Annotated in this window: 17 protein-coding genes and 3 pseudogenes; 10 read left to right on the top strand and 10 right to left on the bottom strand. The window is 69.4% G+C overall.

Translation table 11 applies throughout. The features are described from left to right. The first annotated feature begins 218 nt into the window (after positions 1–218). From ABFX55_RS49895 to ABFX55_RS21960, 3 genes and pseudogenes are all read left to right on the top strand, one after another. The gene (locus tag ABFX55_RS49895; protein WP_379478986.1) at positions 219–389 is read left to right on the top strand and encodes a transposase; all 171 of its coding nucleotides are present in this window, start codon (positions 219–221) and stop codon (positions 387–389) included. 57 nt (positions 390–446) lie between these two features. Then, positions 447–782, top strand: a complete 336-nt coding sequence (locus ABFX55_RS21965) for a hypothetical protein (protein WP_346124130.1) — start codon at positions 447–449, stop codon at positions 780–782. Next, positions 758–859: pseudogene (locus ABFX55_RS21960) on the top strand (IS5/IS1182 family transposase); the annotation flags it as partial. The gene ABFX55_RS21965 and the pseudogene ABFX55_RS21960, both read left to right, overlap by 25 nt. Before the next feature lie 125 nt (positions 860–984). On the opposite strand, the gene ABFX55_RS21955 reads toward ABFX55_RS21960, so the two are convergent. Further along, a complete protein-coding gene (locus ABFX55_RS21955) occupies positions 985–1,338 on the bottom strand; it encodes a universal stress protein (protein WP_346123775.1) in 354 nt (117 codons plus the stop codon). A gap of 147 nt (positions 1,339–1,485) precedes the next feature. Between ABFX55_RS21955 and ppk2 the strand changes: the two genes are divergently transcribed. Both ppk2 and ABFX55_RS21945 read left to right on the top strand, forming a co-directional pair. Next, a complete protein-coding gene (gene ppk2 / locus ABFX55_RS21950; protein WP_346123773.1) occupies positions 1,486–2,283 on the top strand; it encodes a polyphosphate kinase 2 in 798 nt (265 codons plus the stop codon). Between the two features lie 120 nt (positions 2,284–2,403). Further along, on the top strand, positions 2,404–2,763 hold the full coding sequence (locus ABFX55_RS21945; protein WP_346123771.1) for a recombinase family protein: 360 nt from the start codon (positions 2,404–2,406) through the stop codon (positions 2,761–2,763). Between the two features lie 274 nt (positions 2,764–3,037). On the opposite strand, the gene ABFX55_RS21940 is transcribed toward ABFX55_RS21945, so the two are convergent. The 5 genes from ABFX55_RS21940 to ABFX55_RS21920 form a co-directional block, all read right to left on the bottom strand. Continuing rightward, on the bottom strand, positions 3,038–3,772 hold the full coding sequence (locus ABFX55_RS21940; RefSeq protein ID WP_346123769.1) for a glycoside hydrolase family 16 protein: 735 nt from the start codon (positions 3,770–3,772) through the stop codon (positions 3,038–3,040). Then, positions 3,769–3,957 carry a hypothetical protein gene (locus tag ABFX55_RS21935; protein ID WP_346123767.1) on the bottom strand — a complete coding sequence of 63 codons (189 nt, stop codon included), beginning with the start codon at positions 3,955–3,957 and terminating at the stop codon, positions 3,769–3,771. Before ABFX55_RS21935 ends, ABFX55_RS21940 begins: the two co-directional genes overlap by 4 nt. 115 nt (positions 3,958–4,072) lie before the next feature. Beyond that, positions 4,073–5,569, bottom strand: coding sequence for an MFS transporter (locus ABFX55_RS21930; RefSeq protein WP_346123765.1), 1,497 nt, complete (start codon positions 5,567–5,569; stop codon positions 4,073–4,075). Further along, a complete protein-coding gene (locus tag ABFX55_RS21925) occupies positions 5,566–6,150 on the bottom strand; it encodes a TetR/AcrR family transcriptional regulator (protein ID WP_346123763.1) in 585 nt (194 codons plus the stop codon). Before ABFX55_RS21925 ends, ABFX55_RS21930 begins: the two co-directional genes overlap by 4 nt. A 33-nt stretch (positions 6,151–6,183) precedes the next feature. Beyond that, the gene (locus tag ABFX55_RS21920; protein ID WP_346123761.1) at positions 6,184–6,345 is read right to left on the bottom strand and encodes a hypothetical protein; all 162 of its coding nucleotides are present in this window, start codon (positions 6,343–6,345) and stop codon (positions 6,184–6,186) included. A gap of 183 nt (positions 6,346–6,528) precedes the next feature. Here ABFX55_RS21920 and ABFX55_RS21915 point away from each other — a divergent pair. The 3 genes and pseudogenes from ABFX55_RS21915 to ABFX55_RS21905 form a co-directional block, all read left to right on the top strand. Further along, a pseudogene (locus ABFX55_RS21915) lies at positions 6,529–6,843 on the top strand (universal stress protein); the annotation flags it as partial. Continuing rightward, positions 6,768–7,574, top strand: a pseudogene (locus ABFX55_RS21910) (universal stress protein). The pseudogenes ABFX55_RS21915 and ABFX55_RS21910, both read left to right, overlap by 76 nt. Further along, positions 7,571–8,029 carry a DUF6544 family protein gene (locus ABFX55_RS21905; RefSeq protein ID WP_346123759.1) on the top strand — a complete coding sequence of 153 codons (459 nt, stop codon included), beginning with the start codon at positions 7,571–7,573 and terminating at the stop codon, positions 8,027–8,029. Before ABFX55_RS21910 ends, ABFX55_RS21905 begins: the two are co-directional and overlap by 4 nt. A 93-nt stretch (positions 8,030–8,122) precedes the next feature. On the opposite strand, the gene ABFX55_RS21900 is transcribed toward ABFX55_RS21905, so the two are convergent. Both ABFX55_RS21900 and ABFX55_RS21895 read right to left on the bottom strand, forming a co-directional pair. Further along, on the bottom strand, positions 8,123–8,770 hold the full coding sequence (locus ABFX55_RS21900; RefSeq protein WP_346123757.1) for a pyridoxamine 5'-phosphate oxidase family protein: 648 nt from the start codon (positions 8,768–8,770) through the stop codon (positions 8,123–8,125). 211 nt (positions 8,771–8,981) lie between these two features. Further along, positions 8,982–9,245 carry a pyridoxamine 5'-phosphate oxidase family protein gene (locus tag ABFX55_RS21895; RefSeq protein ID WP_346124113.1) on the bottom strand — a complete coding sequence of 88 codons (264 nt, stop codon included), beginning with the start codon at positions 9,243–9,245 and terminating at the stop codon, positions 8,982–8,984. An 871-nt stretch (positions 9,246–10,116) separates the two neighbouring features. Here ABFX55_RS21895 and ABFX55_RS21890 point away from each other — a divergent pair. Continuing rightward, on the top strand, positions 10,117–10,452 hold the full coding sequence (locus tag ABFX55_RS21890; RefSeq protein WP_346123755.1) for a GAF domain-containing protein: 336 nt from the start codon (positions 10,117–10,119) through the stop codon (positions 10,450–10,452). 206 nt (positions 10,453–10,658) lie between these two features. Here the strand turns inward: ABFX55_RS21890 and ABFX55_RS21885 are convergent, their stop codons facing one another. Further along, positions 10,659–11,726 (bottom strand): flavin-containing monooxygenase, encoded by a 1,068-nt coding sequence (locus ABFX55_RS21885; RefSeq protein WP_346123753.1) that lies wholly within the window; start codon positions 11,724–11,726, stop codon positions 10,659–10,661. A 57-nt stretch (positions 11,727–11,783) separates the two neighbouring features. Here ABFX55_RS21885 and ABFX55_RS21880 point away from each other — a divergent pair, with 57 nt between their 5' ends. After that, the gene (locus tag ABFX55_RS21880) at positions 11,784–12,122 is read left to right on the top strand and encodes an ArsR/SmtB family transcription factor (protein WP_346123751.1); all 339 of its coding nucleotides are present in this window, start codon (positions 11,784–11,786) and stop codon (positions 12,120–12,122) included. Positions 12,123–12,125: 3 nt separating this feature from the next. On the opposite strand, the gene ABFX55_RS21875 is transcribed toward ABFX55_RS21880, so the two are convergent. Continuing rightward, positions 12,126–12,686, bottom strand: coding sequence for a sigma-70 family RNA polymerase sigma factor (locus ABFX55_RS21875; RefSeq protein ID WP_346123749.1), 561 nt, complete (start codon positions 12,684–12,686; stop codon positions 12,126–12,128). Positions 12,687–12,693 lie beyond the last annotated feature (7 nt).

Genomic DNA, 12,693 nt, shown 5'->3' with positions numbered 1-12,693 from the left:
ACTGGCACCGATCAAAGCGCCGCCGCGTGACTGCTGCCACGACCAAACCTCTCCTGGTTCGGTCTCCACGTTACGAGGGGAAGTGCACTAGCAGGACCGGTAACCGAAGCGCAGGCGATCCCTCTGATCTCAACTCCGTACAGGCCCTAGGAGCTATTTGGGGTTCGGATCTAGGTGAGGCCCAGTGGGGGCCTGGCCGTGGCTGGTAGAACTCGGATGTGGCGCGCTTCGATGTGACAGATGCCGAGTGGGCGTTTATCGAGCCGCATCTGCCGGTGGCGGCTACCGGGCCGCTGCCACGGCGGGTGCGTGATCAGTTCAACGGGATCTTGTGGCGGTTCCGCACCGGATCCGGCTGGCGTGACGTCCCAGACCGCTACGGGCCTTGATCCACGCTCTACTCCCGGTTCAACGGCTGGGTCAAAGCCGGCGTGTTCCAAGGGCTGATGGACGCGCTGATCGCCGAGGCCGCATCGCGTGGGCAGGTCGGGTCGGAGCTGGTCAGCGTGGACTCCACGATCGTGCGGGCGCATCAGGAGTCGGCCGGGCTGGCGGTCGCCGGAGAGACCTTGGATGCGCTGGAGCAGGCGCTGACCGAGGAAAAGGGGGCTCCGCTTCCGGAGCAGCCGCCGGTGCTGCGGGTGATGCGCCGCAGGCCACACCCAGCGCCGACGACGCGGACGACGCGAACGCATCGTCGGGCCAGGATCGTGGCGCCACGCGGCGACGCCGCAAGGCCCGGGCCAAGGCTGCCGGGCTTGGCCGATCCCGAGGCGGGTTAAGCAGCAAAGTCCATGCCGCGGTCGACGCCGCCGGGCTGCCGCTGGCTTTCGTGCTCACGCCTGGACAGGTCGCCGACTGCCCGCGATTCATCACCGTCCTGAACAAGATCCGCATCCCCGGTCCGGCCGGCCGGCCGCGTACCCGCCCTGCTGCGGTGGCCGCGGACAAGGTGACGCTCGCGCCACCCCGCCAGCGTCTCCTTCAGCTGGCGGATCTCGTTCTGCTCGTCCACGATCTCGCCTCTCCTTCGTGGATCAGCGCGGCGCGAGGGTCTCCAGGCAGAATCCCTGTCTCCACCGTCAGCTTCGGCTGCTGACGATGGGCCCGTTCCACGCCTGCCGCCAGAACGGTCTCGCCTCCCTGGCGCATCCACCGCGCGACCTCGGCGTAGCGGACCTGCTCGGTCTCGCACGCCCAACTTGGTATGGCGTGGACCACCCGCAGGGGAACATCACGAAGGGCCGCTTCTCCTGCGGCCCAGTCGACGGCCTCCAGACCGGCACGCGAACCATCATCCCGACCACGATCATGACGTCCTCCTCTGTGTCGTCTCATGCAATCGCGGAGAAGGGCTGTGCCGTAGTGCCGAAGGTTTCACCGTAAGAGGACCTCGGTCCTCTCGTCGTGCAGCCGAGACTCGCGGGTGAGGACGCGCACGCCCTTGAGCGGATCCCCGAAGAGCTCAACTTAGGATCCGATGGCATGGGACGGGACAAACTGCCGCGCAAGCTCTATGAGAAGGAGCTCCTGCGTCTTCAAGGCGAGCTGGTGAAGCTGCAGGAGTGGGTCCGCGCCGAAGGACAGCGGGTCGTGGTGCTCTTCGAGGGCCGTGACGCGGCCGGGAAGGGCGGCGCGATCAAGCGAGTGTCGGAATACCTCAACCCGCGGGTGACCAGGATCGCGGCACTGCCCGCGCCGACGGAACGAGAGCGGTCGCAGTGGTACTTCCAGCGATACGTGCAGCATCTGCCCGCCGCGGGGGAGATCGTGCTCTTCGACCGCAGCTGGTACAACCGGGCCGGGGTCGAGCGCGTGATGGACTTCTGCACCCAGGAGGAGTACACGCGGTTTCTCCATCAGTGCCCGATCTTCGAGCGGTTGCTGGTGGAGGAGGGCATCCTGCTGCGGAAGTACTGGTTCTCGGTGAGCGACGAGGAGCAGGAGCGGCGCTTCCGGGCGCGTCTGGACGACCCGATGCGGCGGTGGAAGCTGTCGGAGATGGACCTGGAGTCGGTCACCAGGTGGGAGGAGTACTCCAGGGCGAAGGACGAGATGCTCGTCCACACCGACATTCCGGAGGCGCCCTGGTATGACGTGGAGAGCGAGGACAAGCGGCGAGCCAGGATCAACATGATCTCGCACCTGCTGTCCACGATCCCCTACCAGGAGGTGCGGCGGACGAGGATGGAGATGCCGCGCAGGCCGCCTTCGACCGGCTATCGGCGTCCCCCCCGCAGACTGGAGACCTCTGTGCCTGACGTCGCGGCCGACCTGGGCTGAGGCGTGTCTGGCCAGGACTCGAAAGCCGGCTGGGCAAGGCCCGCCGTGGTGATCCTGCGGCCGGACACCTGCTCGACGGGCACCACGATGTAGCGGTCACGCCCACCGGGCGCCGCGTACGTGCGCGTGCTCGTCGTGCTGGACCTCCACGAACTTCTCCAGCGCTCGGGCGACGTCGGCGTCGTTCTGGAGAGGGAGGCGAGGTCGTGGACGGACCAGCCGTACGCGTTGGCGTTCTCTGCCTCCTCGGCCATCAGCCGGGCCCTGTCCCGCAGCACTATGGGGGGTCCCGGTAGCAATGAAGAGATTCTCGACCTCGACACCACCACCCCAGGCGGCCGGCTGGTCCTCCACGTCTTCACCGCCCTGGCCGCATTCATCCGCGAACTCGTCATCGCCGGCATCCGCGACGGTCTGGCCGAAGCCCCCGCCCGAGGCGCGTCGGCGGCCGGCCCAGCGTCACCACCCCCGAGAGCCTGAGCGCGGCCCGGGATTTGCTGCCCAACCCCTAACACTCGGTCACTTCGATCACCAAGCTGCTCGAGGTGAGCGCGGGCACGCTGTACAACCACATTCCTGACCTGCGCGAGCTACGGGCCCGCCGCAACGCCCGTCAGTTTCGACAGCGGGAAGCGGTAACGACACTCCGGGTATCAGGCGGCCCTGCCGCCCAATGGCGAGCAAGATGAATCTCACCACTGACGGCTGTACCACTGCTACTCAACCCCGTACATCGCCATCGCGCTGTGGGCCGCTATGCGTAGCCGCGAACGTAGTCGACTGCGAACTCCTTCGGGTAGGCGCCTCCTGGCTCGAACTCGTAGATGTTGAGCATGAGCTGCATCGGATACGCCGGCGCCTGATTCACGGTTCTGACGTGCTGCCCGTCCACGGAGAAGGACACGTGGCCGGGCGTCCAGTCGGCGGCGTACACGTGGAACTCGCGGGCATCGATGGGCAGGGTCTCCACCGTGAAGTCGTCGGTGATCGACGGATCGCCGAAGGGATGCAGGCCCATGCCGATTCGCGCCTCATCGGGGCCGACGTCGCGGCCGAAGATCTCCGCCACGCAGATCTCGGCGGAGCGCTCCGGCTCGTCCTCGAAGCCGATCATCCACAGCGCCACCATGCAGCGTGGGTCGTCGACGGCCTTCGCACGCATTTCGATCCGGCCGTACTGGGGGGTGTAGAGCCTCAGCTCGGGTTGCTCTTCCCGGACCACCGCGCCGCGGCCGTGCTGCCCGATGCGAGTGCCTGCCGGACCGGAGAAAAGGCCCGTCTGCAGCGACGAGACCCGCAGGTCACCCTCCGTCTCGGGGCGCCAGGGCGGCTGGTCCTCCTCGATCCGCAGCCGGAGCATGCCGTCGCCGAGCCGGTAGCGGGCCGCCGCGGCCGTACGCGTGGTCCACTGCGGCAGGTAGTAGGGGACCCACTTCGTCTCGTCGACACGATCGCCCTCGAAGGTGTCTTCGAACTCCAGCTTCCTCATCGGACCGTCCATCCTCCGTCGACGACCAGTGTGTGCCCCGTGATCAGGGAGGCGGCGGGCCCGGCCACGTCCATGGGCTCTCCTATCGGGTGGAGCGCCGCGATGCGCTCGATCACGTCCGCCTCGAACGCCGGGTCGGACAGCGCCTCGGCCGTACCCCGGGGTGCGGATGAACGTCGGGGCAACGAGCTGTGGCCTTCGATGCGGCGGCGGACTACGGGCCACAGAACACCGCCGCCAGTGGGTGCATCGATGTCGCTCTCATCAGCCTGCACTTGGATGACATCCTGCGCATCACCGTTACGGGCGACGCGGCAGCCCGCTGCCACCGCTGGCGGGCGGCGGCAGCGGGCCGGCGGCGCGCGAGGGCAGCCTGGCTGCGGCTGGGACGCCGAGCGCGACGACGGCCGCGAGAAGCAGCAGCGTGGGCCCCATCGCGCCGCCGAAGGCCGCGGCCGTCCACCGTGATCCCCCGTCAACGGCCTGTCCGGCGGCCAGGCCGGGCGCGATGAGCGTGATCGACGTGGTGGCCAGGGCGATGCCCAGCGCCGGGCCGATGTTCATGATGGTCTGCTTCAGCCCGCCGGACACTCCCGCGTCGTCGGCGGACGCCTGCTGCACGACGACGGCCGTCGCCGTGACCATCACCGTGCCGAAACCGGCGCCCAGCATGAGGAACGCCCCCGCCATCGCCGGTGAGTCCGCCGACCGGTCCGCGCCGGCCAGCAGCAGCATTCCCGAGCTGACCAGGGCCATCGCCGCCAGGGCCGTCCGGCGGGGACCTTGCCGGCGCAGTAGCACGGCGGCGACCGGCGCGCCGACCACCATCATCACCGCCAGCGGCAGCACGCGCAGCCCGCTCTGCAGCGGGTCCAGCGCCAGGACCTCCTGCAGGAAGTAGCTGCCGACGAACAGCGCCCCGAACATCGCCGTGGAGGCCGCCAGCAGGACGGCCAGCGCTGCTGTCAGCGCCCCCGACGCGAGCACATGCCGGGGTATCAGCGGGTGGGCGGCGACCCGCTGGTGCTGGACGAACGTGCCGCCCGCCGCGACGGCCGCGGTCAGCCCGAGCGCGGTGCCCACGGTCCATCCCGTGCGCGGTACCTCCACCAGGGTGTGGACCAGGCACGCCAGGGCCGCGGCCAGCAGGCAGGCGCCGGTCAGGCCGAGCCGGGCGGTGCGGCCGTCGGCAGCGGCCTTGGCACCGGTGCCGACGCCCGCGCCGGAGTCGCGCGGTGCAGGCACGCGCACTGCCAGAGCGGCCACGCCGATCGCGAGCGCGGGAGCGACGTTCACGAGGAACACCGAACGCCAGCCGAAGTGGGCGGTCAGCGCGCCGCCGACGAGCGGGCCGGCGGCGGCCGCCAGGCCGATGGCGCCGCTGCGCACCGCGATGGCCATCGCGAGCCGCTCGGCCGGGAACGCGGCGCGGAGCATTCCGAGGGTGGCCGGTTGCAGCAGCGCGCCGAAGAGTCCTTGGGCGACGCGCAGGCCGACGACCCAGCCGATGCCGGGCGCCAGCGCGATCGCCGCCGAGGTGGCGGCGAAGCCCAGGGTTCCGGCGGCGAAGACCTCCCGGTGACCGTAGCGGTCGCCGAGCCTGCCTGCGAGGACGAGCAGGGCGGCCACGGCGATGAGGTAGCCGGTGCTGGTCCACTGGACCTGCGCGAACGAGGCGTGCAGGTCCCGTTGCAGGGCGGGCTGGGCGATGGTGAGCACGGTTCCGTCGAGGGCGACGATGACCGCCCCCGTGACGCTGGCGGCCAGCGTGAGTTGGCGGTGGCGTCCCGGCCTCACCGCGGTTCCGGCCCGAGGTGCGCCTCCAGGGCGGCCCGCAGCAGCGGTTCGGGCTCGGCCGATCCGGTGGTCACTTGCAGGCTGCCCCAGGCCCATAGTTGGGCGATGCCGTGCGCGTTCGCCCACAGGGCGCCCGTGGCGATCCGCGGGTCCACGCCCGGCCGCAGGCCTGCCCGGGCCAGCAGATCCATCACGACGTGGAACAGCGGAAGACTGGCTTCCCGCAGGCCCAGATGGTTGCTCTCGAGCAGGTCGTGGCGGAACATCAGCTCGTACATGCCGCGGTTGGCCAGCGCGAAGTCGAGATATGCCCGGCCCAGCGTGGTCAACTGCGCGCGCGGATCCGCCCGGCCATCGCCCAGCGCCCGGGCGACCTCGGCGCCCAGGGCCGCGAAGCCCTCGCGGGCGATGGCGGAGAGCAGCTCCAGGTGGGTGGGGAAGTAGCGGCGCGGTGCGCCGTGCGAGACTCCGGCCCGCCGGGCGATCTCACGCAGTGACAGCGCCTGCGTCCCCTCGCGGGTCACCAAATCCACGCCGACCTCTATCAGACGGGCACGCAGCCCCGCGTCCTCCTCGCGCATTGACACTGTCTACCACAGCCGAGTAGACAGTGTCTACACGTCGAAGATCAAAGGGATGTCCCACGCCCGCTTCTCGAGTGCCGCTTCACTCGCGGCGGCCCCGAACACCTCATTTACCAAGAACTCGGCCGCGCCGTCCGCACCATCTTCGCCTGCGACCACCTCGCCAGCACCGACCTGGGCCGCGAGATCCACGGCGGCCTCCAGGTCTCGAGAACTGGAACAGCGCGAACACCGTCCTGCACTTCGGCAAGGATGGCGCTCTCACCGGCCCGGACAAGGAGCACGCCGAGACCTCGATGTTCGCGCTGCATCTGCTCCAGTCGGGTCTCGTCCATGGCCACGTGATGTCTCCGGGTCGTGTCTGGGAGGCGGGACATGGCCCCCGAGACCAGTCTTCGCGGGAGGGCGAGGGCACCAGTAGGGACGAAGGTCCTCTCTGTGCCGGGAAAGCCTCGTCCGGCCTCACCCCGTCGCCCCCGCGGGAGGTACGGAAGTCCCATACATCAGGGACGTTCGCCCCCAGCGCCAGAGGGGCGCGCGCGGTGCGATGAGAACATGACAAGAGACATCGTCGTCGGAGTGGACGACTCGCCCGCCTCGCGGGCCGCCACGCACTGGGCCGCCGACGAAGCCGCCCGCAGGAACCGCCCGCTGAGGATCGTCCACGTGGCAGGAGTCCATGCCTACGGCCGTCCTCCGCCGACGCCTACCCGAGCCTCGCGGAGTACGGCCAGGCCGTACTGGACGCGGCAGCGGCCGACGCTCGGGAGCACCGGCCGGACCTGGGCATCACCACCACGCTGGCCGGAGGCCCGGTTGTGGAGGCGCTGCAGGAGGAGGCGGCCAACGCCGAGCTGCTCGTGGTCGGCGCGGGAGGCTCCAGGGTGCTCCCCGGCGCGCGCCTCGGCTCCACCGGCGCGGCGCTCGCCGGTCGCGTGGACTGCCCCGTCGCCGTCGTGCACGAGGTCGCCCAAGAGCAGCACGGCGTCGTCGCCGTCGGGTTCGACGAGCACTCCGAGGCGGCCCTGCGTAACGCCTCTGAGGAGGCGGGTCTTCGCGGGGCACGGCTGCGAGCCGTGCACGCCTGGCAGCCTCCGGCCTTCTCGCCGTTCGCCCTCGGCCACGGCCCGGTCTTCGGTGAGCTGTTCGAGCAGGAGAAGCGGAAAGCACAGGCGCTGCTCGCGCCATGGCGCCACCGCTACCCCCAGGTGTAAGTCGTCGAGGACATCATCTGCGGCGCGGCCGTGCCCGCGATCAGGCGCGCCTCGGCCGAGGCCGATGTGGTGGTCGTCGGCTCCCGCTGCCGTGGTCCGCTCCGCTCCGCGCTGCTCGGCTCGGTCAGCCACGGCGCGCCGCACCACTCTCGCTGTCCCGTCGTGGTCGTCCAGCCCGCGCACGAACTCGTGGGGAGGTCGCGATGAAGCGATCAAGCTGGGCTCGTCGTGGCGGGGCTTCCACGCCCGGCAGGTGCTCGCGCCCTTGGAGGGATACGTGTGGGCGACCAGCACCCTCCTGGCGAACGGGTTCGACCTACCGCGACGGCTCGGGCGAGATGCGCTGGCACCTTCTCGGCCTCATTCCCGTGCGGTCCTCAAGCAGCCCTGACACGGCGCGCAGCGCCCTCGGAAGGTTGGCCTCCGAGTTCGTCATGGTTCCCGCCGTCGCTCTCGACCCGAGTGTCGTCTGGAAGCCGGTCGACGAGCGGCACGTCATCGCCCGTCTGCACGACCATGACATGACTCTGGCCATCGCGGCCGACGGCCGGCTGGAGTCTGTCAGCCTGTCCCGCTGGCACGAGGACCGCTACGAGAGATTCACCGCCGCCTGCTCGGGCGCGAGATCTTGTTCGACGGCTTCACGATTCCCTCAGACCTGAGGTGCTCGTGGCAGAGAGAGGACGTCATCTGGTGCACCGTCGACGAGGTTCTCTTCCGCTGATGCCAGCCGCTGCTCGCTCCTCGCCAGCGGCTCAAAGGTTGTGAATGCGCCGGCCGGTGATCTGCGAGGGTACGATGCGGATGTAGAGCTCACGCTCGCCTCCCGCCCACGGTGTCACGCTGACCTGCGGTATCTCGTCGGGCTTGACGTGGTGGGCCGGTCCCTGGATGAGCACGCTCCATCCTTCGCGTCTGGCCTCGTCGATGCGGTCGACCTCGAAACCGACCTTGATCTCCACGCCCTCGAGTCCGGTGCGCAGGTCCTCGTCCATGGGCCCGCCGTACGCGGTCCTGAAGACCACCGCACCGTCGACGAAGTGGTAGTTCACCGGAAGCACCGTCGGCCCCCGCTGGCCGCCGAAGGCGACGCGGCCGATGCCGCCGGGCGCGACGAGGCGCAGGCACTCGTCCTCTTCCAGCACTTCCAGCGTGGGATGTGCCATGGCGGGCCCCTGCCCCTGCGGACGGTCGGTGCCCTCGCCCAGCAGGTCGTCGACGGTCGTGTCCAGAGCCTGGGCGAGCCTGATGAGCGACTCTGTCGTCGGCGAGCCCGGACTCTCCTCCAGGTAGCGGAGATATCCCGAGGACAGCTCCGTCCGCTCGGCCAGCTCGTCGTAACTGAGCCCGAGGCGCTCGCGATGGTGTGCGATGCGGCGTCCTAGGTCGCTTCCCGCGGTCATGGCTTGTCTCCTCGTGGCTGTTGCGCCGATTGACGCCCTCACCGTCGTGATCGACACAGGCCTCTCCCGACCCGACCCGAGCCGGGCCGGGCCGGGCCGGCAGAGCCTCACCGGGACGGCATACCCGCTGACCGGCCGATGACGCCCCGTCAGCGTCGGACCTGCTGTCACGGGGCGCCCGGACGGCTCCACGGCTCGATCGGCACGAAGATCAGAGCATGACGATCCGGCGACCGGTGATCTCCTGCGGCTGGATCCTCACATACAGGTCGCGTTCGCCACCCGCCCAGGGTTCGACGTCCGACGAGCGCTCACCCTGCGGAAGGTGATGAACGGGACTCCGGATGAGCACGCTCCACCCCTGCCGGGTGGCCTCGTCCACGTGGTCCACCTCGAAGGCGATCTTGAAGTCGACGCCGTCCAGCCCGGTGCGCAGGTCCTCATCCATCGCGCCACCGTTCCTGGTCCTGAAGATAAGAGATTCGCGCGTTCGTCAGGAAGTGGAGCGGCACGACAGAGGCCATGGGGGAATCTGTGGCTATCTGGCCTGTCTTTGGATTGGTCATGGATTCTCACGGATGCCGCCCCACTTACCAGCTTCGGGCTCGTATGCCGAGCACTGCAAACTCCCGATCATCACGGTCGTCCCAGGTCCGGGCAGCATGTGGCGCAGGTGGTGGAGGATCCGGCCGCCAATGGTCGTCCGGAGGGAGTCGATGGCGTCGGGGCAGGCGTCTCAGGCGGCCAATCCCATGGGATGTCGACATAGATGGGCAGCGGCGGGATGCGGCCTGCTTGCCCGCCCGACGTCTGCCTCATCGGAGAGGCGGCGCCCCGATCGTGTCGACCACCCGAAGGTAATGGCGCTGTCGGCCTCGTCCACCATGAACGATGCTCCTTCGCCGCGCCGGACGACTGATGTGGTGCGTGATCCCCGTACAGGAGGGGCGGTCAAGAATCGGCGGCTCAGCCGCGAGGAGAGGGCGTATCCGCAGGGAGCGGAGCCGCACCCGGTAGAGAGACCGCGGACTTGTACGGGAGCGTGAAGCCCGGTCGAGACGGGCCCGCGCCTTTGGCCGCAACGGGTGGAGGCGAGCCCGCATAGCCGTACAGATCTCCGAGGGATGGGCCATTCATCGTTGCGAATGGAAGACTGGTCGATACGTCCAATCCGCTGATGCCACACATGCGCCTGGACGAGTTGCTGGAAGAGCTTCAGGCGCGGCTCAACGCCGTCCTGGCCACGCGTGACAGGGTGCACGCGCTGCTGGACGCCGTAGTGTCCGTGGGCACGGTTTCCCTCCCGGCCACCCGCCCATGGGTACCTGTTGAGGGGACGGCCTCCGGTGCTGTTTTCAGTACCGGCAATCCGGCGACGGAGCTCAACCTGCACACGTCTCCGGAATCGCCTGGCGGAGCTGGGCGCGGGTCCGGCCCTCATGGTGCCGCTCGGTGCGGCACAGGCCGTACGAGGGGTGATCACCCTGGTGAAGCACCCGGGAAGGCTCCCGTTCACCGGCGGCGACAGGAAGATGGTGACATCCTTCGCGGGACAGGCGTCCATCGCTCTCGAGCTCGCGGAGGCGCGCGGAGGCGCGCGGGGACGCCGAGCGGCTCGGCCTGCTGGAGGACCGCGACAGGATCGCCAAGGACCTGCACGACGTGGTCACGCGTGCCGCTGAACTCGGAGAACCAACGCTGAACGCCACGGCCCTTCGAGGCCTGCCGAGAAGCGTTCGCCGCCTTCCTATCTGATCGACGGTGGGACCTCCTCCTCATCCCTTCGAGCAGTCCGAGCGGAAGGCTGGGAGAAAGGAGGAGATCTGACATGGCGACCCAGAAGGCGATCGTCGCAGGAGCGGATGGACCGCCGGCGGGCACACCCATGTCACAGGCCGTACGCGGCGAGAGCGCCACCGGCGTAGGCGGCCATCGGGGTGGCGACATGAGCGGCGTCGAGGTGCACCCCGCGCAGGGTGTTGGAGGCGAAAGAGCGCTGGAACTCCAGGCCCACGTAACTCAGCCCCAGGTGGGTGGTCGACAGACCGCCGACCTGCAGCGGCAGCCCGCTGGCGTCCAGGGCCCCGAGCGGCTGAAGGTAGTCCAGGTGAGGTCGGTAGCCGGTGGCGAAGATGACCGTGTCGACCCGCTCCGGTGTGCCGTCGGACCAGATGATGTCCTCGCCGTCGAAGCCGGTGAACATCGGGCGCCGGTCCATCCGGCCCTCCTGCAGGGCGGCGGCATAGTCGCCGGTGTCCAGGACGAGCGTGCCGGTGGCGATGCGGGCCAGCCACTGCGGGGGCAGGGAGTCGAAGCCGGTGGTGGTGTGCCAGTAGTGGATGTCCTTGCCGTCGACCAGCTGGGGCATGAACTGGACCGGTTGGCGGGTGGCCAGGGTGACGGCGGCGCTGTCGGCCAGTTCGTAGGCGACCTGGACGGCGGAGTTGCCCGCGCCGACCACGACCACCCGCTGCCCTGCGTAGTGCTTGGGATTGCGGTAGTCGGCCACGTGCAAGAGCTGGCCGGTGAAGCCTTCCTGGCCAGGCAACTCGGGGGCATACGGGTTTCCGAAGGAGCCGCTGGCCGCAACCACGCCGGCCGTGCGAAGGGTGTCGCCTCCTTCGAGGTGCACCAGGAAGCCGCCGGAGCCGTCGGCCTCCACCGCGCTGACGCGGGTGGCGGTGCGGATCTCCACGTCCAGGCGGTCGGCGTAACGCCGCAGGTAGTCGACGACCTCGTCGCGGTGCGGGTAGTGGTCGCCGTCGCCGTCGAAGGGCTGGCCGGGCATCGCGCTGTAGCGGGCGGGTGAGAAGAGGGTGAGGCTGTCGTAGTAGTGGGCCCAGGAGCCGGTGGGGTGCTCGCCCGCCTCCAGGATGACGGGCGTGAGTCCGGCGTCGCGCAAAGATCGAGCCGCGGCCAGGCCTGACTGGCCGCCGCCGATGACGATGGTGTCCATGCGCGGCATCATATCCTCATATAAGGAAATGACAATATGAAAGAGTAGGGTCATCCTATGGAGATGGCGAGCGACATCGAGCTGACCGACGCGGCACGCGGCTTCCTCAAGGCCATGGCCAGCGACACGCGTCAGCAGATCCTCATGCTGTTCTCCGGCGGGATCGAGCTGACCGTCAACGAGGTCGCCGAGCGCATGTCGCTGGCGCAGTCGGCCACCTCCACACACCTGGCGACCCTGCGCGACGGCGGCGTGCTGACCTCGCGGCGGGAGTGGAAGACGGTCTACTACCGCGCCGACCCGGCCAGGATCGGCAGAGCGCTGAGCGACCTGCAGGCCAGCTTGCAGGCGTGCTGCCCGCCGGCTGACTGTACTCCCGGCGGCGGCTGCGGCTGAGCCTCAACAGGGGCAGTGCCCATGCTTCTCCACGGAGCGGACCGCCTTGCGCGCGTCGAGCTCGACCTGGCAGCACGCGCCCAGCAGGTCCCCCAGTTGCCTGCGCGCGCGTTGCACCCGCGACTTCATGCCGGGGACGGAGGCGCCGGCCCGCCGAGCGGCCTCGGCTTGGGTCAGACCCTCGTACTCGGTGAGGACGATCGCCTCACGGTAGGGCTCGGCCAGCCCGGCGACCAGCGGCTTCAGGCACTGCGCCAGCAAAGCCGACTCCTCGGCGTCGCTCTCATCGAACTGCAGGCTGCGGTCGGCGGCGACCTGTGCACGCGTTCGAGCGATCGTCGCTGATCGGCGGTGGTGGTCGATGATGGCGTTGCGGGTGATCTGGTAGACCCAGGCCTCCAGCCGTTCCTCCTGCCGGACGCCGTCTATGGACTGGCTCATCTTCAGGAAGACCTCCTGAACGATGTCCTCGGCGTCGCCGGGCTGGTCGATGCGCCGGGCCACGAAGGTGACGAGGCGCTCGCGCATCTGCCGCCAGAGTTCGGCGGGATCGGCCTGGGTCATGAGCTGG

It is taken from the genome of Nonomuraea roseola, from assembly GCF_039535395.1.
Taxonomy (GTDB): domain Bacteria; phylum Actinomycetota; class Actinomycetes; order Streptosporangiales; family Streptosporangiaceae; genus Nonomuraea; species Nonomuraea roseola.
The sequence above is the reverse complement of the archived record's forward strand: the minus strand, read 5'-3'. Positions and strand labels throughout refer to the sequence as shown.